Genomic DNA, 23,181 nt, shown 5'->3' with positions numbered 1-23,181 from the left:
AACCCTGTAGTAACTATAGGGTCAAGGGGAATCACATGAAAATCGGCGATCTGGCGAAAGCGACCAACACCACACCGGAAACCATTCGTTTTTATGAGAAGAAAGGGCTATTGCCCGAACCGGAACGCACCGAAGGAAATTACCGCCATTACCATCAGTTTCATGTCGACCGGCTACGGTTTATCCGTAACTGCCGTTCGCTGGATATGAACCATGATGAAATCCGCGCGTTGATTGCGCTTAGCGAGCAACCGGCCGCCAGTTGTGAAGGGGTGAACGTGTTGCTGAACGAACATCTGGGGCATGTGGAAGCGCGTATCGCCGAGCTACAACAGCTGAAAGCGCAGTTGATGCACATCAGCCAGCGTTGTCAGGTGACGCAGACGGTGGATGGTTGCGGCATCCTGCACGGTTTGTCGGCGCTGGAGCTTGAAGAGAGCGGCACCGGCCATACGCATTTGGGGTGAGCGCTCACCCACCCGGTTACGCCGATATCCTTTGCGGTAGATGTACTCGCCGATCGTCTGCCCGACTCGCGCTATCGTGAGCCAGGTTGCGTGGAATAATTTCAATAAATATCATTTTTAATAAAAATAATGATGAATTTAATGATTTTAAAATAAATAACTAACGCGATCATTTATATATTTAATTTAATAAACATTGTATAAAACTCTGGAGATTTTGCTTGTTCCAATATATTTTTTTACGATTTTTCCGATTGGCATTTTAAAATTTTTTGAGTGATATATTATGCCGGGCGGAAAAGTGTCAATGATAAAATCTAATGGACTATGATTAAAAAGTGTCTAGCAATCAGATAAAAATTTCCTATGGAAATGACTTTTTTGTTATTAAGTTGATGGATTTCTTATCAATCAATTTGACATTGATAGTGAGCGCCAGGCTATTTTTAATGGGTGCTTTCGATGATGTCATTATGATTAGTCTGCTATTTTCTACTTCCTTTCTGCTTATCGGGGAGTACAGCGGCTTATATCACCATCGACTTAAGAACATGCAGTTTCGTGCACAGCGAAGACTCTGGGGTACCGCATTATTGTCTATTTCTTTTGTCGAAATGGTCAGGGGATATGCCGGTACATTGTACTCGCTGGGGCTATTGCATCGTCTCGATAATATCTATTTTTCCGCGACGCTGTACTGGTATACCCTTTCGTTATGCATTCTCTATCTGATGCGTTTAATTACGTTCAAATGCATGGCCAAAAAGCGAATTCGTGTAGCGATTGTAGGGTTAACGCCAGGCGGTTTGGCGGCGGAAAAAGCATTGCTAAAAGAATATGTCAATATGCAATTGGATTTGGCTTTTTATGATGATCGCCACCCTTCCCGGTTTGGCTATCTGACAAAAAGCGAATTTAAGGGCAAGGTTAGCGCATTGGTAGAAGAAGCTAAATCAGGTCGCATTGATGAGATTTATATCGCGCTGCCGATGGTCGCCTTAAAACGTATTCGCTATTTTCTGTCAATGATGTCTGATACCACCGTGGATACTTACATCATTCCCGATCTTTATTCTTACAGTTCGTATGTATCGCAACTTCGCTCCATCAATAATATTCAGACCATCAGTATTTTCAGGTCGCCTTTTGACGGCATTGGATCTGTGATTAAGCGCGTGGAAGATTTGCTTATCGGCGGCATCATTACCTTACTGATTTCACCCTTGCTGTTGATGATTGCCATCGGTATTAAGCTGACATCTCCTGGGCCGGTGTTCTTCAAACAGGATCGTTACGGTTTGAGCGGTAATAAAATTAAAGTGTGGAAGTTTCGCTCAATGCACGTAATGGAGAATAGCGACGTGGTAAAACAGGCGACTAAAAACGACCCGCGCGTCACCCGATTCGGTGCTTTTCTGCGTCGCACGTCGCTGGATGAATTACCACAGTTTTTCAATGTGTTACAAGGAACGATGTCGATTATCGGTCCCCGTCCCCATGCGGTTGTGCATAACGAGCAGTACCGGCAACTGGTCGAAAATTACATGATTCGCCATAAGGTGAAGCCGGGAATATCAGGGCTGGCACAGGTGAATGGTTATCGTGGAGAGGTTGATACGCTCGATAAAATGGAAAAACGGGTGTACTACGATATCGCTTATATTCAAAGCTGGTCGCTTTGGCTGGATATCAAGATTATTTTTAAGACCATTTTCAAAGGTTTTGTCGGTGAGAATGCGTACTGAATTAATCATCGCCGCAGGAATGATCATACCTTCTTCTTCCTGGGCGGAGCTGACGCCCAAATCGCATATTGGCATTGCCGGTATTGATTTTCAGAGTCAGCTTGGTCTGGATTATGGGCATGAGAATAACATAACGTCTCAGTCTGATGATCGAGACAGGATAAATTCTGATTTTCAGGGTATGAAGCCAACGTTTAAAGCCATCGGTAAACGTTATCAGGACCAATATTTATTGATGTATTCCGGTGATTATCGTCGCTACGAGAGCGACCCGGCGGATAATTATGCTGACCATCTCCTTCGTATTAATAGCGAATGGCGTTATGGGCAGAAGCATGGGTTAGCACTCAGCCTTGATGATTCCTTCGGGCATGAAGCTCGCGGGCGGGGTATTACGGAAGGTTTTCAGCCACAACAGTTGCGTGATTTTGGTATTCACTCGCCATTGAGTACCCGGCTTTTTAACAGTGAATTACGTTACAGTTATGGTACGCCCGGCGGGCGAGGTAAAGCGGATGTTGCGTTACTGTTTAGAAAGCTACGGTTGGGAAATACCGGTGAGATTAAAAATACCGACCTCGATTTTTATCATTATGTCCTCGGTCAGGAATGGCACGAGAATCGTTTACTTGCCGAGCTTTCCGACCAATACTCACCGACGACGCGCTTTAGCTACCGTATTATTAACAGCCAGCGCCGTTATGAAATCGATTCGAAAAAAGACAATGATGAGTATTATCTGGAATACGGCGTTAAGTCGCGCCTGACAGACAAAACCCGCATTGATGCAAATTTGTCCTGGTTATACAAAACGTTTAATAATAATCCAAACGCCAAAGATTTTAGTGGAATCAACTGGGACGTGCAGGCTGAATGGAAGCCGCTTAAACAGTCTATTTTTACCGCACATACGGCGCAGCGTATCAAAGACCCGACGGAAGTCGGCGGCTATATTATGGTGTCGGAATACGGCCTCTCTTATCAGCATTTTTGGCTGGCAGAAAGCTTTTCCACCACATTTGATTACGCACTCCAGCGGGAAGATTACCAGAATTATCTGGATGATCGTAAAGACTGGAACCGGGTATTCACGTTCGCGATGAACTATCGCTTCAGGCCCTCTATTAACATTGAAGTCAAGTATCAACTGAACACGCGGCATTCCAATAAAAATACCGATTCTTTCTTTATCGGCCCTGATGTGAATCGCCAGGTCATCAGAACGCTGGGCCATGATAACTCTCTGATAATGTTAACAACTAAGGTACAGATCTAACGTGAGAATAATAAAACTGTGCATTTTTCTGTGCCTGAGCGCTCTGCTGGCCGGATGCACGCTGTCCGGTTCGCAACAGATGGATAAACCGGATAATGAAACCATCGGCTATCAGTTAGATGAAGGCGATGCCGTCAATATTCTGGTGTATGGCGAGCCTGAAATGACGATGAAATTCATGCTGGATAAAAGCGGCGCCATTACTTTTCCCTATATTGGTCAGTTGGTGTTGAAAGGGAAAACGCCTGGGCAGGTGAGTGACGAGCTGACTTATCGCCTGCGCGGCGATTATCTGCAAAACCCGATGGTGACGGTCAGTGTCGCTGAATTCCGTAAGTTCTATATCACCGGTGAAGTGGAAAAACCGAATGGTTATAGCTATGAGCCGGGGTTGAACGTTGAAAAAGCACTGGCGCTGGCCGGCGGCTTTACCGACCGGGCAGACCGCAAAGACATCGCCATTCGCTTGTCGAAGAGTAATCAATTAATTGAAAACGTTGATGTAAGACACCGTGTTCATCCTGGCGATACCGTGATTGTCGGTATGAGCTTTTTCTGACCATGAGCTTATCTATCGTAGAAAACGGCAAAAAACTGGAAAGTACTATCGATTTCTCCAGATTTGCCCGGGAACTCAAAAAGAACGGCTGGAAGGTCATCCTGTCCGGGGTGATTGCGGCGGTGGCGGCGTATCCGCTGATTAGCATGATCACGCCCAAATATGTGTCGACGGCAACGGTACTGCTGAAAGCGCAGCAGGACAACGTGTCGCCTTTACCGCAGGTCGATAGTTACGATTCCACTCGTAGCGGCTATTACGAAACCCAGTATGCGTTGATGCAGTCGCGCATTGTGCTGGAACAAGCGGTACGGGATGTCCATCTTTATCAAAACAACGCACTGGGCGCGGATGCGGCAAAATACAGCGAAGACACCGGCGATGAACAGCAACAGGTCGAGCGCACGCTAAAAGCGATGTTGCCAAACCTGACGATTAACGGCGTACGAACCACTCATCTCGCCACCATCACATACGAGTCGGCATCGCCTGCGCTGTCGGCTGAAGTGGCGAATGGCGTGGCGCAGGCGTTCATTAACTATACGGCGAAGCAGAAGCATCTTAAGACGCTCAAAGCCAGTGCGTTGAACCAGAAACAGATGGAAGAGGTCTGGCAGCAGGTCGTCGATCAACAGGCCGCCATCGACCAGTTTCTGAAACGGGAAGGGTTGCTGACGTTTCGTGGCGTGGATGGGTTCGAAACCGAGCAATTGGGTATCGTTACGACCAAGCTTGCCGATGCAACCCAGCGTCGCATCGCTGCGGAAACCAACTACAACAGCGTGCGGCTGAACGCGGGCAAGCCGCTGGAAAATGTGATCTCGTTGCCCGATATTTCAAATCACGCCCAAATTCAGGATTTGCGTATCGCGTTGATTCAGGCCCGCCGGTCTTTATACGATTTGCGCAAGCGCTATGGCATGAAGCATACCAAGATCCTCGAGGCTGAAGCCCAGGTTCAGGCGATTGAAGAGCAGACCCGCACCGTGCTCCTCGAACTGGAGTCGGGGTTGAATAAACAATATCAGGCGGCGCTGAGGGATGAAAAATACTATCAGCAGCTGTTGAATCAACAGAAAGCGGCGTTCCAGATGCTGGTGTCTAAACGTGATGAATACAACAACCTGACCACTACGCTTGAGAAAACGAAAGAACTCTATAAAGCGCTCTACCAGCGAGCAAAAGAGCAGGCGCTCGCCGGCAACTATTTAGAGCCGGATGCGGTACTGTACGACCCCGCCGTACCGGCGGATCGGCCGTCGAAGCCGAATAAAGCGATGCTGCTGGTGATGGTCGTCATGCTGACCCTGATCTTCTCGGTGGTGTATTTCATCGTGAAGGCGGCGCTGGATAATTCAATCAACAACATCAGCCAGATGAAAAAGCGCCTGCACGTCACACCGGTGGGAGAAATTCGAAATTTTGCCAATGGATTAGCCAGAAAGCAGGTTGCGCGCCTGATCACGGAGTCGCCGCTGTATGCGGATATCGTCCACAGTATGCGGACCCACATTTTGCTATCGCATCCGTCTTGTCAGGTGATCGGCATGGGTTCCACCGAGCAGGGCGAAGGCCGCTCGCTGCTGGCGCATGTGCTAGCGACATCGTTCAGCGCCGACCAAAAAACGTTGCTTATCGATCTGGATTTCTTTAACGGCAACGGATTAACGCAAGATTTGGCGCCGCCTGCGGCGATTGGCGTGGCTGAGTTGCTGAGCGATCTCTCGCTGCTGGAGTCCGCTCTGGTACCGATCAGCGAGAATTTAAGTTTTCTGCCGCGGGGTCAGGCGCAGATGTCCTCTTTACTGATGCTCTCTTCGGAGCAGATCGTGACATTGATGGCGGCGTTGCGTGCGCGTTATCAGCGCATCGTTATTGACGTGGCCGCCGCAAATCAGGCGCAGGATATTCAACTGGTTAACCGGGTCATCGACGGGCTGATGTTTGTATTAAAAGCCGGTGCGTGGCGTACGGGCGAGGTGCTGAGCGCACTTGAGAAAGTACAGCATCATCAGGCGGTGCTGATCGGTGCGGTATTGAACCGGGTGACGGATAAAAATCTGGAAACCAAAGAGGGAATTCGTTCCCTGAATCATCACATGACTGCGCTTATCAACAGCACGGGGCATCTATGAGTTTACTGAAAAGCGTATCGACCATTGCGGGTTCATCGGTGCTGTCGCAACTGATTGGCGCGCTGTCCATCTGGCTGATTTCACATAAATACGATATGGCCGAAGTGGGCATTTATGCGCTGAACTACAGCATCGTGCTGGTCGGGGCGCAGGTGTGTACGTTTGCATCACAATTGCTGATCCCAAAGCAGCAGGACAGCGAGCTGGCGCAGAGCGTGGTATTCAGTACGCTGCAAAGTCTGGTGATTGCCGTGCCTTACGCGATGCTGACCGGCTGGATCTTCCGGCAAAACGTCTTCTTTCTCTATCTGCTTACGCTTGCTTATGCGTTGGTGTTGATTGCCGAGAATTTGTCGCTGCGTGTGGGGAACTACCGTTTTCTGGCCTTTCAGCGACTCTCGGTTTCGGTCGTGGTCGTGTTGTCGATCATGCTGACTTCGCACACCGATGCATTTTATTGGAGCTGGGCCGGCGGCATGATGGTGCTTATCAGCGGGTGTATTTTACGCTCGTTTAATATTCACACGCTTACGCTCGGGCATTTTAGCCTTCAACGTAATGCGGCTTTCTTTACTCAGCATTACCACCACCTTACCCAGGTCGGCAGTGCAGAAGTATTGGCGATGGTAAATAATAATTTGCCGGTCATGCTGATCAATTTTTGGTTCTCATCGTTGACCGCCGGCTATTTCTCGGTGGTGAGCCGTTTTTGTCTGTCGCCGGTGGTGATCATCGGTAATGCGGTGCGTAACTCTATTTTTTCGTCATGGTCCACTGATTTCAGAAATAAGCGATTTAACTATAGCGAGTTTAAAAAAGTTCGTTTGGTTCTGCTGGTGTCAGGCATTGTCTGTACATTAGGGGTGTTTATCTTCTATCCGTTGGTAATGAATCTTTTTTTAGCGAAGAGTGGATCAATTCTATTCCTACTTCGCGCTATATGTTACCTTATTTATTCCCATCGCTGGCCATCTGCCCGTTGACGGTGATCGAGTTAATCTTCGGCTCTCATCGTTATTTTTTACGTATTCAACTGGAACAGTTAGCGATTGTATTGATTGCTTTTGTGATTGTTCCTTATTTTTATAATCACTATGCTACATCCCTGATTATTTTTTCAGTACTGACGTTGGTTCGTTATTCATTTATTTATTTAACCGTGAATAAACGCGCTAATTCGTTGAAAAATACAATGATGGCATCATGATCTTGAATACCGGACAATATTTGCAGGGCTATGTCTTTATTACATTGATGTTCTGCGGGCTGACGCAGTATTTCACCGGTGTATTGGCGGTGCTGTGGCTGCCCTTTGTATTGGTTCTGGTTATGACCGGGTTGCTGATTATGCAAACCCGTTATGATGCACTGCGGCTGGATACGCAGGAGCTGATGGTTATCACGCTTTATCTTTCTTTTCTGGCTATGGCCGGTGTTTCTACGCTGTTGCAAGGTGGAATAACGGTCACGATCGTCGGTTTTAAAAATGAGATTGCGCTATCGCTTCTCATGTTTTGCCTGTTGCTGGGTTTTTGCCGGGAGTCGCAAATTTATCGCGTGACTTGCCGATTGTATTGGGTGTTTTACGCACAGTTTCCGGTTGTCATTTATCAGGTGCTGTTCGTTTTGCCTAAGCGGGTAGCCTTGCGTGGTGAAGATGAAAAGTGGGACTCGGTGGTCGGTACGTTTGGCGGCGATCCTATGGGGGGCGGCAATACGGCGGCGATGGGGTTATTTTGCCTGCTGATTATGCTGCTGAAAGTGTCGGAATTTAAGCATGGGCTGTCGTCATTTAAATCTACCGCGTTGCATATCATTCTGGGCTTTTGCCTGTGCATTCTGGGGGAAGTGAAATTCGTGATCCTGATTTCACCGTTATTACTGGCCTGGGTGTGGTTGATGCCCGGTTACATTAAAGGCATGAATAACGTTAACCTGAAAGCGATTTTGCTGATTTTTATCGGTATGGCATTGCTGATTATCGTGGCGATTACGATTTTAGCGTCGGGGTACTCCTCGGCATTTGGCAGTGATCCGACAAAAAGCGCCGCCAGCGTATTTTTGGACTCTTTAGGTTATATTTTTGATACCAATTATATTATGGATTCAGGAGAGCTTGGGCGCCTGACTACAATATTCTTTTGGCTAAAAAATCATGATATGTGGGGGCCTTCCGGCACATTATTCGGCTATGGGCTCAATGCGACCAATAGCGGCAGTGCGGTGTCTCCCGGGTTTTTAAACATAATCTATAACCTGATTATTGATTCGACATCATTAAGCGTGTTGCTATGGGAAGTGGGCGTGGTGGGAACGCTCTTTTTCATCGGGTTAATTATTTATATTCTGATTATAGCGCAGCCAAAACCGGTGCTGGATCGTAATACGCTAGACAGGAGTGATTTACGACTGCTGAGCTTCCCCCCGGCGTTTAATGTTTTTGCCGTGGGTTGCCTGTTGAGTCTGCCATATAGTCAAATTTTAATGATTATTCCCATGTTGCAATTCCTGTTTTATTTGTCATTAGGTTCCAGCCTGGTGATTCGTCATTCTGTCCGCCGTTATATCGGGAAATCGTATGAGTGATAAACCTTTTATTTCAGTGAGTATAAAAACATTTAATGAGGCGGAATGCATTGAGCAAACCATCGACAGTATTCGCCGCCATATTGCGGATTACCCTCATAAAATTATTGTCGCCGATAGCCTATCCACCGATAACACCCAGCAACTGGCCAGCGCTAAAGGCGTTACCGTGGTATCGCTGACGGAACCCTCTGAACGCTGTTGCGGCGTGGGGCATCAACTGGGTTATCTCTACAGCGAAGGGGATTATCTGCTGTTGATGGATGGCGATATGGCGCTGGAAGAAGGGTTTATTGAGCACGGTATCGCATTTCTGGAAACCCATCCCGATTACGCCGGCGTAGCGGGCACAGTAGAGATGGATGGTGCGGCAAATTATGAATTTAAGTCCCGTAAGCAACGCATTCATAAAATATATCCGTTAGGTGATTGCGGTCATTTAGGCGGCGGCGGTTTATACCGTCGTGCGGCAATTGAGAAAATCGGTTATCTCACCAACCGCAGCTTGCATGGTTATGAAGAAGCGGAATTGGGTATGCGTTTACTCTCTGCCGGTTATAAATTGCATCGCCTGAATGTGCCTTATTTTCGCCACACATCGTACACCATGCCGACGTTTACCATGCTGCGATACCGCTGGAAAAACGGTTTCCTGTGGGCGCCGGGTGAACTTTTACGTAGTGCCTGGGGGACGCCTCATTTTCGTGACGCATTAAAGATTGTTAAAAATGAAGCGATCTTCGCGGCTTATCTGATGGCGTTGTTACTGGCGATATTGACGTTTAACGCCGGTGTTATTATCGCGGCACTGTTGCCGTTATTGGCTTTTGTGGCGTTAAAAACCATCAAGAATCGGTCATTACTGAATGGGTTACACAGCGTGATGAACCTGGCTGTCTTTTCTGCGGGATTGGTCAAAGGGTTAACTCGACCAATGCGTAACCCGATGACGCCGCCAGACAGCAAGGTTATTCAGGAATAGGTAGGTATAATGAAAGTTTTATTGGTCAATAAATTTTTCTACATCAAAGGTGGGGCGGAAACGGTTTATTTTCAGGAAAGCGAGAGGCTGAAAGCGGCCGGGGTTGAAGTCGTCGATTTCTCTATGCAGCATGAAAATAATTTCCCGTCGGATTATGCCTCTTACTTTGTCGATAATGTGGATTACCATCAGCGCAGCGATGTTGCGGGGGCAATAAAAACGGCGGTTAACTTTATTCATAATTCGCAGGCATGTAAAAAATTGCTGGCGTTATTACATAAAGAAAATCCGGATATCGTTCATTTTCATAATATCTACCATCAGCTGACGCCGTCGTTAATTCATGTCGCCAAGAAGTTTGGCTGCAAAACCGTATTAACCGCACATGACTATAAAATTATCTGCCCTTCATACACGATGCTGCGTGATGGAAAAGTCTGTGATGCTTGTTTAACCGGTTCGGTATTCAATGCGTTTAAATACCGTTGCCAGCAGGGGATTGCCTCGAAAAGCCTGCTGCTCTCGTTAGAAGCCGCCTGGCAGAACATTGCCCGGAATTATCAGGCGCTGGATGTCATTATTTCGCCCAGTGAGTTTTTACGAGGCCAGTTAATTCGCAAGCTGCCGAATGCGCGTATTGAGGTCATTGTTAACGGTATTGATGACGACCTGACCAAAGAGACGGTGGAAGATGAAGGTTATTTTCTGTTTATTGGCCGTTTGAGCCGGGAGAAGGGCGTTGCTACGCTGGCTCAGGCTCATCAGCAGATGCGCAATAAGATCCCACTGAAGATAGCCGGAAATGGGCCGCTGTATAACGACCTGGTCGCCTGGTTCCCGAATGCGGAGTTTCTGGGATATAAACAGCAGGGTGCAGAGCTTAATACGCTGATTAAACAGGCTCGAGCGGTGATTGTGCCTTCCGAATATTATGAAAATTGCTCAATGTCGGTACTGGAATCGATGGCATTTGCCAAGCCGGTAGTGGGCGGACGTATTGGCGGTATTCCCGAGCAAATCCGCGATAACATCGACGGCGTTTTATTTGAACCGGGTAACGTTCAGGCACTGGCCGATGTGCTGGATGACCTGGCGTTACATCCACAAAAAGCCCAAAAAATGGGATTGAGTGCGCGCCAGCGCCTTAGTGAAAAATATTCACTCGATAAACACACAGCATCTTTATTAGCGCTTTATCAGGAAATCATCAACGAAAAATAATATGACGACTAAAATTACCGTTCTGGGTACACGTGGTATTCCAAACGTGTTAGGCGGTGTGGAAACGCATTGCCAAAATTTATACCCGACTATAAAACAGCAATTTGATGTGGATATTTGCGTTCTCGCACGTTCACCTTATGTCTCTTATAAAGAATCACACTATCGGGGGGTAACAACACGCGCGTTATTAGCACCGAAAAAACGCTCATTAGAGGCCATCGTCCATTCGGTACTCGCTGCATTTACGACTTGTTTCGATAAGTCTACGGTAGTGCACGTCCACGCCATTGGACCTGGGCTGGTGGTGCCGCTGCTGCGTTTATTGGGTAAAAAAGTGGTGTTTACGCATCATGGGCCGGATTACGAACGCCAGAAATGGGGCTTTCTGGCGAAAAAGGTGTTGTTGCTGGGTGAAAAAGTGGCGGTGAAATACGCCAATGAAGTGATTGTGATCTCAGAAGTTATTAACGAGATGATCAAAAGAAAATATGGTCGGACTGATGCACATCTTATTTATAATGGTGTGAATCTCTCTGAGCAATTAACACCTGAAACCATACATCAAACATTGTCGCGATTTTCTCTTCAGCCCAAGAATTATTTGGTTGCTGTCGGTCGTTTCGTGGAAGAAAAGGGGTTGCATGACCTTATCTGTGCGTATCGACAGTCCGGGCTTACCATACCGTTAGTATTAGTTGGCGATGCTGATCACCCAACAGCCTATAGCGAGCGCTTGAAACAGTTAGCGCGTGAAACCCCGAATGTGGTGCTGACAGGATTTTTAACCGGCCATCAACTACAAACTGTCTTTTCACAGGCTAAACTGTTTGTGATGCCTTCATACCATGAAGGATTACCGATTGCGCTACTGGAGGCGATGTCATTTTCATTGCCCGCCGTGGTGAGCAATATTCCAGCCAATCTGGAGGTGAAATTAGCGCCGGATACGTATTTCAATGTAGGCGACGTGGCAGATTTATCTGAAAAAATCGTGCAGCGTTCTAAATCGTTATCTATTGATTACTCTGAATATTTACAACGGTATAATTGGCAAAATATCGCGAAACAAACGATGGCCGTTTACACTTCGGTAAATAAGCCAATGAGTTAATAAATCAATAGGTTAATAGTGAACGAATCTAATAAACGCCCGTTAGTCATCGAACGCTTCTACGAGGCGCTTGATGGAAAAACCGACACGGAGCTGACTTCGGAACAACGGCTGGCCGTTGAGCAGGCGGTGTTATCGATTACGGCAGCTTCCATGCATTGGATTGATGTGCGTAAAAGCTTCCCTTTTTTAACCCGGCGCTATTACTTCGTTTTTCTATTCGGTCTGGACCACCGTAAACGTCCGCGCAAGGAATCAACGCTATTTCGCCTGTTGCTGACGGCGTTGATTCTGTTCATTACGTTGTTCTGCACGCTTGCAGCATTATTGACGCTATACATGATTAAGTCTGCCTTGGGTATTGATATTTTCCCACATTTCCACTTAGGAATTTGGGATTGGTGGCTCAGCCTGAAGGATCACTGACCTCCGGTTTCTGCTGATGTGGAAATAAGGAGTCATAAATGCGTTTTAACGTGATTGCGTTGGGAGGTTTGCTATTTGCTGTATTGAGTGTGGCCGAAGCATCAATGACGACCGTCACTCCTCGCGGACTCAGTGGTCCGTTAACGAATCCCGGTACTGGCGTTGCCAGCTTTAACCGAGGCAATGGCACCGTTTTGTCGTCGGCGGATTATCCTGACACGGGTATCGAATATGATCGCTTTTATTGGAGCGAACTGGAGCCGGTGGAGGGGCAATATAATTTTCAGCTTGTCGATGCCGTTTTCGAACTGGCACGCCAGCATCAGCCGGCAATGAATGTCGGGTTGCGTTTTATGGCGCTTGATGAGCCGGCCAGCGGCTCGAAGATCCCCGATTGGTTAATCCAAAAAGGCATCAAGGGCGAATGGACGCCGGATAAAAAAACGTTTGTGCCGGACTGTGATGATCCGGTGTTTATTGAATATAGCCAGCGTTTACTTAACGCATTTGGCCGTCGCTATAACGGTAATGCGAATCTGGCTTATATCGATATTGGGCTGGTCGGTTCATGGGGTGAGTGGCATAACAGTAATTTTCCCACTATTACGCCGCTACTGAAACGCTATACGTCATCCCAATTAAATACGTATGTAAATATGTATTTTTCTGCGTTCCCCAATAGCCCCAAAGTGATGCTGATTAATGGTGGCGACTCGTTGGCCTATGCGGTGAAACAAGGTGCGGGGTGGCGTGCAGATTGTTGGGGTGACTGGCATAATTTTTCAGCAACCTGGAGCCACATGAACGATGATTATCCACAGCGGCTGAAAAATGCAGCGGCGATTTATCCGGATTTTAATGCGGCATGGCAGCGATCGCCGGTGAGTCTGGAGATATGCGGTTATATGTCGGAGTGGCAGGGTGTCCAGCATTATACCCGCGAGCAAGTGCAGGCGACGTTTGACTGGGCGCTGGCGCAACACGCCAGCACGATTAATCTAAAATCGCGCATCGTACCGACGGAATATCGGGATATCGTGGATAATGCATTGACTAAACTGGGCTACCGTTTCCGTCTGGCTTCTTTGACGCATGAATCTGAATTAGTGATGGGGCAGAGCCTGACGTTGAGCAGCCAATGGTTTAACGACGGTGTTGCGCCTATCTATCTGAAATATGATGTGGCTTATCGTCTGGTGAATGATACTAATAGCGTGATGGTTATGGAGAAAACGGCTGCGGATATTCGCACCTGGCTACCAGGGCAATATACCGTCAATTGCCAATTGTCCATACCTGAATCACTGCCTGCCGCGCAATATAATATTGATGTGGCGATGCTGGATAAAAAAGGGGTATCGCGTATTAATCTTGCCAACGAAGGCAAACAGGCTGATGGGTGGTATCGGGTTTCCACCGTCATAGTGCGTTGAACAGGGAATGGAAAATAGATAGGTATATGTTGAAAAATATCGGCCATGTATGGCGTGAAGTTAATACGGCAGGTAGTCTGAAGGCCAAGCTGGTCATTCTGCTATTTCGTCTTTCTACTATTTATCAGTCATCAAATGCGCTGCTGAGAATGTTCGGCATCCCTTTTGTTATCCTGAATAAAGTGGTTAATGAGTGGCTATTTTGTGTGGAGATCCCGCACCGAGCCCAAATCGGTTTTGGGCTGAAAATATATCACCCGCACTGCATTGTGCTGAATGCCGATGTTGTTATCGGGGAAAACTGTACGTTACGGCAGGGCGTGACTATTGGTAGCGTGATAAATCGTGATGGTCAGGTGACGAAAAGCCCGGTGCTGGGTAATCAGGTGGAACTGGGGGCGAATGCCATTCTGCTTGGCGGTATTACCGTGGGTGATAACGTAAAGGTGGGTGCCGGAACGGTGGTCACCAAGAGTCTGGCGGCGAATAAAATCGTCGTGGGGAATGGATTCCGGGAATTAAACTGAGTCTGAACCCGCCTTGTGGGCGGGTTCTTTAAATAGATGGACGGATTCGGAGTCATACTCACGATTAACTTTCTGTTAATTATTGGTTTTGTTAATATTTCTCACAAACAGCGCCCCACTAAAGCCCCCATAAAAAATCGCTTTGTTTTTTGATAGTTATCACGAAAAATGGGTGTTTAATTGACCTGCAACCCCATTCTTACGGCACGTAATCTGTTCTGTACCATAAATTTCCCTCATTGTTTTGGAACAGAGTAGTTATCTTTTTATCATGGCGAATTAACACAAATTCCGCATTTTTCCACCACGCATTCCTGCATCCTGCCTTGTAAAGTTATTCTGGATGTTATCAGTGTTACTTTAGCCCTAACTTATAGCACACAGGTTCCGGGATTTTTCTTGATAATGGAGAAAATCAACTGGGGAAATATTGTGATGAAAATCACAAAGCAAGGCAGGCTACTGGAGAAAAATCCGCAACGGCGAATTATCGTAGTCTGTGCACCTCAACCAGCATTTTGAAGGCTCTGCTATATGGAAGAAAACACAAGGCAGCGTACGGAAAATTATATTTCAGCAAAAAATCAGCATCCAGCCTGGATACTTCTTGCTTCCCGCCGTTCCCCGCTGGTATTGAGTTGCCTGAAAACGCTGTTTGAAAAATCACATGATGGTATCCCTCTTGAGGAAGCTATTCAGTCTCTTAGCGGCATTCTTGTCGAGCATGTGAGTCAGGAGCAATATGGCATTAATCAGGACAATCCATCTCTTCAGGCCAGTCGTGAGCTGCGGGAATGGATTAAACGCCGTTTAATTGTCGAACGGGATGGACGTATCTTCGCCACCGATGCGCTTGAGGTCGCGATTACGTTTGTTGAGTCTCTGGATAATCGTTTCATGACCTCTACGGCTTCCCGTTTATCCATCGTACAGCGAGAAATTGAAAACCTGGAAACCCGGCTTAATCCTAATCCGGCAAACCGGGTTTCAACCTTACGTCGTCGTATTGCCGAACTGGAACGTGAATTACAGGAGGCAGAAGCCGGGCATATTAAGGTGCTGGAAACGCATCAGGCGGTTGAACATATTCGTGAGGTCTTCAATTTAGCTTCCAGCCTGAGGGCCGACTTTCGCCGCGTTGAAGACTCCTGGCGCGAGGCAGACCGTGCGCTTCGGCAATCCATTATCGGTGAGCAATATCATCGCGGCGATATAGTCGATCGCCTGCTGAACGATCAGGACGCGCTGCTTAATACGCCGGAAGGAAGAGTCTTCGACAGTTTTCAGCAGCAGCTACGCCATTCAGCTGAGTTGACGGCAATGAGCGAGCGACTGCGCGTCATCCTCAATCACCCCTCTGCTTCCGATGCGCTCAACCGTCTACAGCGTTACGATTTGCGCTGGCTGGTTAAACGCTTGGTCAATGAATCGCAAACCGTACTTCAGGCACGCGCCCGTAGCGAGCGCGATGTCCGCGGTTTTATGAAAACGGGTCTTGCAGCTGAACATCACCGTGTTGGTCATCTGCTTAATGAATTTCTGAATCAGGCGTTAAAGCTCGACTGGCAGCGCCAGATGATTCGCAAACAAGAGGTTCCTCTTCCTGCCGTTGGTGTGGCGGTAACGGGTATCCCCGCTATTGAACGCTTACGTTTTAAAGAAATGGATGACGAAGCAGAACAGACATTGGATCTCAGTAACCATGCAACTGATTTAACGCAGATTGGTGATGATTTCTGGGATGCTTTTAATGGCCTCGATCGTGATGCGTTGATTCAGCAGACATTGTTGCTTCTGGCAAAAGAAAATCGTCCCGTTGGTCTGGTTGAACTGGCGGCGTTGTTGCCCCCGGTTCACGATCTCGAAACGTTCACCGTCTGGATTGGTATGGCGAGAGAAGCGGGTATTGAGGTTATTGATTCGCAGCGCGAATTTGTTGAGATTAGTGATGGGGAAGGGCGTCGCTGGCGATTTAATCTGCCCACTACCGGTCTGGAAAGTCAGGCGTTAATGGATATTGATTGGGAGTAGTAGGTATGGCGGGCTTTTTTGACAAACTGATTAACCGGAGCGTTACCGCAAATGCAGGCGGTGAACCAGAACCATTGGACGAAGAGGTCGCCGATTCGTCGGTTGAGGAAACGGCAACCAGTAGCGCAATGCGAACACTGAAAAAAATACGCGAAGCGACTCAGGAATTGCTCAAATACGGCTTGCTGGAAGAGGCCAGTAAACCCAATCTGTACCGTGTCTTACTTACTCATCCGGAAGAGGTTACCCGCATTCTGGAACCTCTCGATCTGGATATCGGTATTGATGAGATTCGCGGCCTGCTGTATGTCAAAGTCAGGCTTGATGAAACGCCAGAGCAGGATGAATGGTCACACCCTCTGGTGAGGCGGCAACGGCTTAACCTGGAACAATCATTATTAGTTGCCATACTGCGCCAGCATTTTGTTGCCTGGGAGCAAGAAAGTGGAATCGGTGCCGGCCAGGCGCAGATAGCTATCGACGATCTCCTCCCCCAACTCCAGATTTACCTTGGCGATCCGGGGAGTGAATCAAAAGAACGCACCCGACTGCTTACCTTGCTGGATCAATTAAAAGGGCATGGGCTGGTCACATCGCCGGATGCGCATGAGCGGATAGTGATTCGTCCGATCATTGCCCATCTTGCCGATCCGATTAATCTTCAGGCATTACTGGCATGGCTGCGGGAACAGATTGCCCGGCAAACCTCCCCGGATAACGCGTCAGAAAAGGATAGCAGCGAGGAGGATGTATGAATCAGGTATCTCATCTGGTGGGGAAGGAATCTTTCATTCTTACTCACATCGAGTTGTTCAACTGGGGTGGTTTTCATGGATTGCATCAGGCCGCAATCCATCAGGAAGGTACTGCCGTTATTGGCCCAACCGGGAGCGGAAAAACCACGCTGGTCGATGCCTTGATGACGCTACTCTGCGCCACTCCCCGCTACAACCTGGCCTCAACCGGAGGACATGAAAGCGACAGGGATCTTATCTCCTACGTGCGCGGTGTATCCGGCCCCGGCGATGGCGGTGAAGGGCAGTCGCATATTGCCAGACCGGGTAAAACCGTGACCGGCGTTGCCGCTACGCTGGAACGTGAAGGGCAACAGGTACGCCTGGGGGCGTTGCTGTGGTTTGATTCCACCAGTTCCAGCGTGACGGATATGAAAAGGCTTTGGCTGTTCAGCGATAATCCTGGGCAGACGCTTGAGCACTGGCTGAACGTTTACCATGACGGCGGTACACGATTGCTGAGGCAAATGGAAAAAGAAACGACCGGGATCTGGATATACCCGAATAAAAAACAGTATCTGGCGCGCCTGCGGGATTTCTTTGAGGTGGGGGAAAACGCATTTACGCTGCTAAATCGGGCGGCAGGGTTAAAACAACTCAACAGTATTGATGAGATTTTTCGCGAGCTGGTGCTGGACGACCATTCCGCCTTCGATCGCGCAACGGAAGTAGCCAATAGTTTTGATGGCCTGACTGAAATTCATCAGGAACTGGAAACGGCGCGCAAACAGCAGCAGTCCTTGCAACCTGTTGCCCTGAGTTGGGATAAGTACCAGAAGCAGGAGCGACAATTGGCTGACAGGAAGGCGCTGGAATCGCTGTTACCCATCTGGTTTGCACAACAGGCAAGTCAGCTCTGGCGGGAAAAGGTCAATCGTCTTGACGCCGAACTTGGCGAGGCAGAAGCCAGCGAAGCACGGTTACAGTCACAGCTTGAGCTGCAAAAAAAGGTGGTTGCTGATTGCATGCAGCGTTATTACCAGGCTGGTGGCGCAAACATTGATGATCTGAATGATCGCATCAAGGACTGGCAAAAAAGGCTTGGCAGTCTGGAGACTCAGGCGCACCAGTATCAACAGTTGACCCGCAATCTTGGCTTGCCGTCTGACCTGAGTCAGCCACAACTTGAGGCGAACCGGCATGAAGCGCAAGCCCGGTGTGAGCAACTTGCTGACGAGATAAGGCTAAAACAGGAAGAGGTATATCAAAAAGGCGCGCTCAGTCATCGCATTACCGAAATACTTCGGGAGCGGGAGACTGAACGCGCTGAGATCGCGCGTCGTCCGGATTCTAACCTCCCTGCAAATTATCAGACGTTTCGTAGCGAGCTGGCAAAAGCGTTGAACGTTGATGAGTCTGAACTGCCTTTCGTCGCTGAACTGATCCAGGTTAAACCGGAAGAGGCACAATGGCGCGGTGCGATTGAGCGCGCGGTTGGGAGTAACCGGCTGCGTATTCTTGTTTCGCCAGAATCGGCACCGGAAGCGCTGCGTTGGGTCAATCAGCGCAACAATCGTCTGCATGTGCGGCTACTGGAGGTCAAATTACCGCACTCGTCCGTCCGGTTTTTCGATGATGGCTTTACCCGCAAGCTGTTGTGGAAAGAGCATCCGTGGCGAGAGGCCGTTAAAGCATTGCTGGCAGAAAGCGACAGGCATTGTGTTGATAGCCCTGAACAGTTGCGTGACACGCCTCATGCTATGACGGTTCAGGGGTTAATGTCCGGTAAGCAGCGTTTTTATGACAAGCAGGATCAGAAACGCCTTGATGAAGACTGGCTAACGGGATTCGATAACCGCGATCGTCTGAACTTTCTTGCCAAAGAAATTGCCGCGCTCCAGGAGCAGGTTAAAACCGCAAGCGAGGCATTTGAGTTTGCAAAAGGCGAGGTCGGGCTTTTGCAAACTCAGGCAATTTCATTCCAGAAAATACAACAGATTAATTTCGATAACATCGATGTTCACGGCGCAAAGAGCCAACTGGAAGCGCTCAAGGAGCGGCTGGAGAATCTGAACCACCCGGATTCCGACGCCAGCGTGGCAAAAGCAAAACTTGATGAGGCTCAAACGGTTGAATCTGAAATTGATAAGCAGCTCAGAGCCGCCAATAAAGTCACTAACGGGCTGGATACGGAACTCATCTCAGCCCGGGCCGCAGAACGCAAGGCCCAGCAAACTGCGCAACAAGGTATGCAGGATGAAGAGCGAGAGTTGTGCGCGTCACATTTTCCTGCGGTGACTCTGGAGCAACTGCCTAACATTCGCGATCTGGAACGTCAACATGAGCGGGCAATTCAGCAAGAAATTGAGCGTGTTAAAGGTGAACTGCACCGATTGAACATTGAGTTGACCAAACGTATGTCTGAAGCCAAACGTGTGGATACAGGGGCACTTGCTGAGGCAGGGGCTGATTTGGACGATGTTCCTGTTTATTTACAGCGTTTGCAGGAACTGACCGAAGAAGCGCTACCAGAAAAGCTCAGCCGTTTCCTTGACTATCTAAATCGTTCATCTGACGACGGCGTAACGCAACTGCTCAGCCATATCGATCATGAGGTGCTGGTGATTGAAGAGCGCCTCAACGAACTCAATGAAACCATGTTCAGGGTGGACTTTCAACCGGGCCGCTACCTGCGTCTGGATACGAAAAAAGTTGTCCATGAAAGCCTGCGCACGCTTGAGAAAGCACAGCGTCAACTGAATACCGCCCGGTTTGTTGATGATAACGGCGAGAGTCATTATAAGGCCTTACAGGTGTTGGTAGCGCAACTACGGGATGCCTGTGAACGACATCGTACACTCGGGGCGAAAGCGTTGCTTGATCCGCGTTTTCGTCTGGAGTTCGCTGTATCGGTGATGGATCGTCAGAGTGGAAGCGTGATTGAGTCACGTACTGGGTCACAGGGCGGTAGCGGCGGAGAAAAAGAAATTATCGCTTCCTACGTGTTGACCGCGTCACTGAGCTATGCCCTCTGCCCTGCAGGGAGCCGTTATCCGCTGTTTGGTACTATTGTCCTCGATGAAGCATTCTCCCGTAGCTCTCACGCCGTGGCGGGCAGGATCATTGCCGCGCTTAGAGAATTTGGTTTACATGCTGTATTCATCACCCCGAATAAAGAGATGCGCCTGCTGCGCGACCATACCCGCTCGGCGATTGTCGTTCACCGGCGCGGTCAGGATTCGAACATGGCCTCGCTGAGCTGGGAAGAGCTTGAACAACATTATCAGAAGAGGGGGACAGTCCAAGGTGTACTCTCCTGATGATTTACGTAAAAAGCTTGCCCGACAGTGGGACAATGCAAAACTCCGGACTGAACGCTTACTTCCACCCGGTAGCTGGCCGCTCTGTCTGTCCATCGGCAAACCTTCCGCCAGGCTATTCGCAGAGCAAACTCAGTGCGTTTTGCAGCATGTGCAGTTATGGCGGCAAGTCGTGGTTGGGCGTGTGGATTGGGAAAATGTCAGTTATCGGGCGAGCGACAGAGCGGTATCAATGCCGTTACGCTGGGTCTTGAATAGCCCTTCTGAGTGGATCAAGGCGGCGGCGGATCCGGCGGTGAGTCGGGAGTTTCGCTTGCTGGAGGAAATTATTGAACATGTCGATCCCATTTTTCATCCGCTGTTGGTCAGTCATCGTTCTTTCTGGCGGCATAAAGATCCGCAGGACATCATCAGTGCTGCCAGGCTGGCCTGCCGATTAACACCTGGCTGTGCAAAAGGGCTGCCGTTAAGGCTACTTTCCGGGCAAGGGGTGGATACCAAATTTATCGAGAATAATATTTCGTTATTAACCCGATTGCTGGACGTGCGTTTTTCAGGCGAAGCCAGCGAGCAAGGATTAACAACTTTTCTTGATGCTTTTGATGAGTCCAGCCACTGGGTTTTGGTCGTGCCGCTATCGCCCGGCTTGCTTCCTTTTAAAAAATGCCGGGTGACGACGGCCGAACTGGCGGAAACGCCACTGACCGCATCACGCATACTGGTGATTGAAAATGAGCAGTGCCTGCATCAACTCCCTGTGTTATCTGACACTATCGCAATTTTAGGGTGCGGCCTTGACGTGCAATGGTTATCCAGCCCGGCTCTGGATGAAAAACACATTGCTTATTGGGGGGATATGGATAGCTGGGGGCTGCTGATGCTGGCGAGAGCCAGGCGCTGCCGTCCGACGCTTGATGCTCTGCTCATGAACCGTGAGCTGTTTGATCAATATGCCAGCCATAGTGCGGTTACGGAACCGGTAAAAGCACAGGAAGCAATACCTGATGGCTTGCTTAATGAAGAGGCCGATTTTTATCGCTACTTAACCCGCCTACCGCGTGGTCGTCTGGAACAGGAATTTTTGCCTGCAAGGGTCGTTGAAGAATCGCTCAAAGCGTGGCTTTAAGTGGGTGGTTAAATAAGTGGTGCCGGACTCGGGATCATTCAGCTTTCTATTAAGTTGAAATGTAGCGTAAATTTTAACCGTGGCTGTTGTCAAGATCCGTAGATTGCCCCATATTTTATAGATAGATCAGAATGATGGGTTACAGCGCTGAAGAAATGTCCGGTTCGTTCCTTTGGTTCGATTCCTTATGATGTCGATAAATCGTAATGACATTAGCGTTACGTTTACTGTATGATTAATGTCCAGAGAGTAGTGCGGAGGATAACATCATGTCAGTGACGAACAGTGTTTCTGTTAAACGCGAAACATTGAATTTACGCATCAAGCCCGCCGAACGGGATCTTATCGATCGTGCAGCGAAGGCCAGAGGAAAGAATCGCACTGATTTTGTCCTTGAGGCTGCGCGTGCCGCCGCAGAGGAAGCGTTGATCGATCAGCGCATCATCATGGCGGATCCCGACGCTTATCAGGAATTCCTCGCCCGTCTGGACCAGGCTCCTTCACCAAATGCCGCGCTGCGTAAAACCATGCAAACACCTGCGCCGTGGGAACAGAAAAAATGATCTCCGCTCCTGAGCCACTCCACGCCGAACATGCACTTTCCTCATTCTGTTGCGGGGTGGAGTCTATGGACAACTGGCTGAAACAGCGGGCGATGAAAAATCAGGTCACTGGCGCATCACGAACTTTCGTCAGTTGCGATGGCTCAAAAGTGCTGGCGTATTACTCATTGGCTTCCAGTGCCGTAGCAACGAATGCCGCTCCCGGACGCTTTCGCCGCAATATGCCCGATCCAATTCCAGTGGTAGTGCTGGGGCGTCTGGCGGTAGATAAATCATTACATGGTCAGGGTATCGGGCGAGCGCTGATGCGTGATGCCGGGCTACGGGTGATTCAGGTAGCGGATACTATCGGCATTCGCGGGATGTTGGTTCATGCGCTGTCTGACGAAGCGCGTGATTTTTACCTGCGGGTGGGATTTGAGCCTTCGCCGATTGACCCGATGATGTTGATGGTGACGTTGAGGGATTTGGTGGGGAGTTTATCAATTTGAAATTGATGTTTTGCCTGTGAATATCAAAAAATGAATGGTTCGTTTTGTAGGGTACCCATAGCTGTTTTTGCATCAAAATCTATCTGGCTACAGATGGCACAGGATTACCATTAAATTTCTGCCTGAGTGGTGGAGAAGTCCACGAGAGTCGATATGAGGAAACAGTGCTTAACCGGATTGGGATTATCCGAAAAAGCGGGTATATGAAATTACGTCCGAAATCGATACTGCCTACAGGGGTTATTCAAAGCGGTCACTACGTTAATATATGAAAATAAAATGAATAACACTGTTATTACGTTCAGGTCAAGTGAAAAGCAGCCAGAATAAACGACGAAAAATCGATATATGGTGTTATAAAAAGCGTAATGTCGTTGAGCGCTGATTTGCTCGACAGAAAGAACATCATCGCGTTGCCACCTGTTCACAGAGTGTTGTCAATGTT

18 protein-coding genes and 2 pseudogenes are annotated in these 23,181 nt (G+C 48.5%); all 20 read left to right on the top strand.

Annotated elements, in window-relative coordinates; all coding sequences use genetic code 11:
• The first annotated feature begins 35 nt into the window (after positions 1-35).
• Positions 36-467 carry a Cd(II)/Pb(II)-responsive transcriptional regulator gene (gene cadR / locus DCH402_RS17820; RefSeq protein ID WP_040002565.1) on the top strand — a complete coding sequence of 144 codons (432 nt, stop codon included), beginning with the start codon at positions 36-38 and terminating at the stop codon, positions 465-467.
• A gap of 338 nt (positions 468-805) precedes the next feature.
• Entirely contained in the window at positions 806-2,212 is a 1,407-nt protein-coding gene (locus DCH402_RS17815) for an undecaprenyl-phosphate glucose phosphotransferase (RefSeq protein ID WP_081642183.1), read from the top strand.
• On the top strand, positions 2,202-3,488 hold the full coding sequence (locus DCH402_RS17810; protein ID WP_040002563.1) for an outer membrane beta-barrel protein: 1,287 nt from the start codon (positions 2,202-2,204) through the stop codon (positions 3,486-3,488). Before DCH402_RS17815 ends, DCH402_RS17810 begins: the two co-directional genes overlap by 11 nt.
• A gap of 1 nt (position 3,489) precedes the next feature.
• The gene (locus DCH402_RS17805; RefSeq protein ID WP_040002562.1) at positions 3,490-4,047 is read left to right on the top strand and encodes a polysaccharide biosynthesis/export family protein; all 558 of its coding nucleotides are present in this window, start codon (positions 3,490-3,492) and stop codon (positions 4,045-4,047) included.
• A 2-nt stretch (positions 4,048-4,049) separates the two neighbouring features.
• Complete coding sequence (locus DCH402_RS17800) at positions 4,050-6,182, top strand: GumC family protein (RefSeq protein ID WP_040002560.1); 2,133 nt, start codon at positions 4,050-4,052, stop codon at positions 6,180-6,182.
• Positions 6,179-7,389, top strand: a pseudogene (locus tag DCH402_RS17795) (lipopolysaccharide biosynthesis protein). Before DCH402_RS17800 ends, DCH402_RS17795 begins: the two are co-directional and overlap by 4 nt.
• On the top strand, positions 7,386-8,768 hold the full coding sequence (locus DCH402_RS17790; RefSeq protein ID WP_040002559.1) for a hypothetical protein: 1,383 nt from the start codon (positions 7,386-7,388) through the stop codon (positions 8,766-8,768). Before DCH402_RS17795 ends, DCH402_RS17790 begins: the two are co-directional and overlap by 4 nt.
• The gene (locus DCH402_RS17785; protein ID WP_040002558.1) at positions 8,761-9,750 is read left to right on the top strand and encodes a glycosyltransferase family 2 protein; all 990 of its coding nucleotides are present in this window, start codon (positions 8,761-8,763) and stop codon (positions 9,748-9,750) included. The genes DCH402_RS17790 and DCH402_RS17785 overlap by 8 nt, the downstream gene beginning before the upstream one ends.
• Positions 9,751-9,759: 9 nt before the next feature.
• Positions 9,760-10,971, top strand: coding sequence for a glycosyltransferase family 4 protein (locus DCH402_RS17780; RefSeq protein ID WP_040002556.1), 1,212 nt, complete (start codon positions 9,760-9,762; stop codon positions 10,969-10,971).
• Between the two features lies 1 nt (position 10,972).
• Positions 10,973-12,085 (top strand): glycosyltransferase family 4 protein, encoded by a 1,113-nt coding sequence (locus DCH402_RS17775; RefSeq protein WP_040002554.1) that lies wholly within the window; start codon positions 10,973-10,975, stop codon positions 12,083-12,085.
• A gap of 18 nt (positions 12,086-12,103) precedes the next feature.
• Positions 12,104-12,511: a membrane protein gene (locus DCH402_RS17770; protein WP_033575816.1), complete on the top strand. Its 408-nt coding sequence runs from the start codon at positions 12,104-12,106 to the stop codon at positions 12,509-12,511.
• 38 nt (positions 12,512-12,549) lie between these two features.
• Entirely contained in the window at positions 12,550-13,944 is a 1,395-nt protein-coding gene (locus DCH402_RS17765; RefSeq protein WP_040002553.1) for a DUF4832 domain-containing protein, read from the top strand.
• A 26-nt stretch (positions 13,945-13,970) separates the two neighbouring features.
• Positions 13,971-14,471, top strand: coding sequence for a serine acetyltransferase (locus tag DCH402_RS17760; RefSeq protein ID WP_040002552.1), 501 nt, complete (start codon positions 13,971-13,973; stop codon positions 14,469-14,471).
• 534 nt (positions 14,472-15,005) lie between these two features.
• Entirely contained in the window at positions 15,006-16,502 is a 1,497-nt protein-coding gene (locus tag DCH402_RS17755; RefSeq protein WP_071604737.1) for a DUF3375 domain-containing protein, read from the top strand.
• A 5-nt stretch (positions 16,503-16,507) separates the two neighbouring features.
• Positions 16,508-17,257, top strand: a complete 750-nt coding sequence (locus DCH402_RS17750) for a DUF4194 domain-containing protein (RefSeq protein ID WP_200864861.1) — start codon at positions 16,508-16,510, stop codon at positions 17,255-17,257.
• Positions 17,254-17,457: pseudogene (locus DCH402_RS23325) on the top strand (ATP-binding protein); the annotation flags it as partial. The gene DCH402_RS17750 and the pseudogene DCH402_RS23325, both read left to right, overlap by 4 nt.
• A gap of 1,737 nt (positions 17,458-19,194) precedes the next feature.
• Complete coding sequence (locus tag DCH402_RS23320) at positions 19,195-20,556, top strand: SbcC/MukB-like Walker B domain-containing protein (protein ID WP_324607073.1); 1,362 nt, start codon at positions 19,195-19,197, stop codon at positions 20,554-20,556.
• Positions 20,543-21,682, top strand: coding sequence for a DUF3322 domain-containing protein (locus DCH402_RS17740; RefSeq protein WP_040002551.1), 1,140 nt, complete (start codon positions 20,543-20,545; stop codon positions 21,680-21,682). The genes DCH402_RS23320 and DCH402_RS17740 overlap by 14 nt, the downstream gene beginning before the upstream one ends.
• 269 nt (positions 21,683-21,951) lie before the next feature.
• Positions 21,952-22,245, top strand: coding sequence for a type II toxin-antitoxin system TacA family antitoxin (locus DCH402_RS17735; protein ID WP_040002550.1), 294 nt, complete (start codon positions 21,952-21,954; stop codon positions 22,243-22,245).
• Positions 22,242-22,736 carry a GNAT family N-acetyltransferase gene (locus tag DCH402_RS17730; protein WP_040002548.1) on the top strand — a complete coding sequence of 165 codons (495 nt, stop codon included), beginning with the start codon at positions 22,242-22,244 and terminating at the stop codon, positions 22,734-22,736. Before DCH402_RS17735 ends, DCH402_RS17730 begins: the two co-directional genes overlap by 4 nt.
• The last annotated feature ends 445 nt before the right edge of the window (positions 22,737-23,181 follow it).

This window comes from Dickeya chrysanthemi NCPPB 402, from assembly GCF_000406105.1.
Lineage (GTDB): Bacteria > Pseudomonadota > Gammaproteobacteria > Enterobacterales > Enterobacteriaceae > Dickeya > Dickeya chrysanthemi.
The sequence above is the reverse complement of the archived record's forward strand: the minus strand, read 5'-3'. Positions and strand labels throughout refer to the sequence as shown.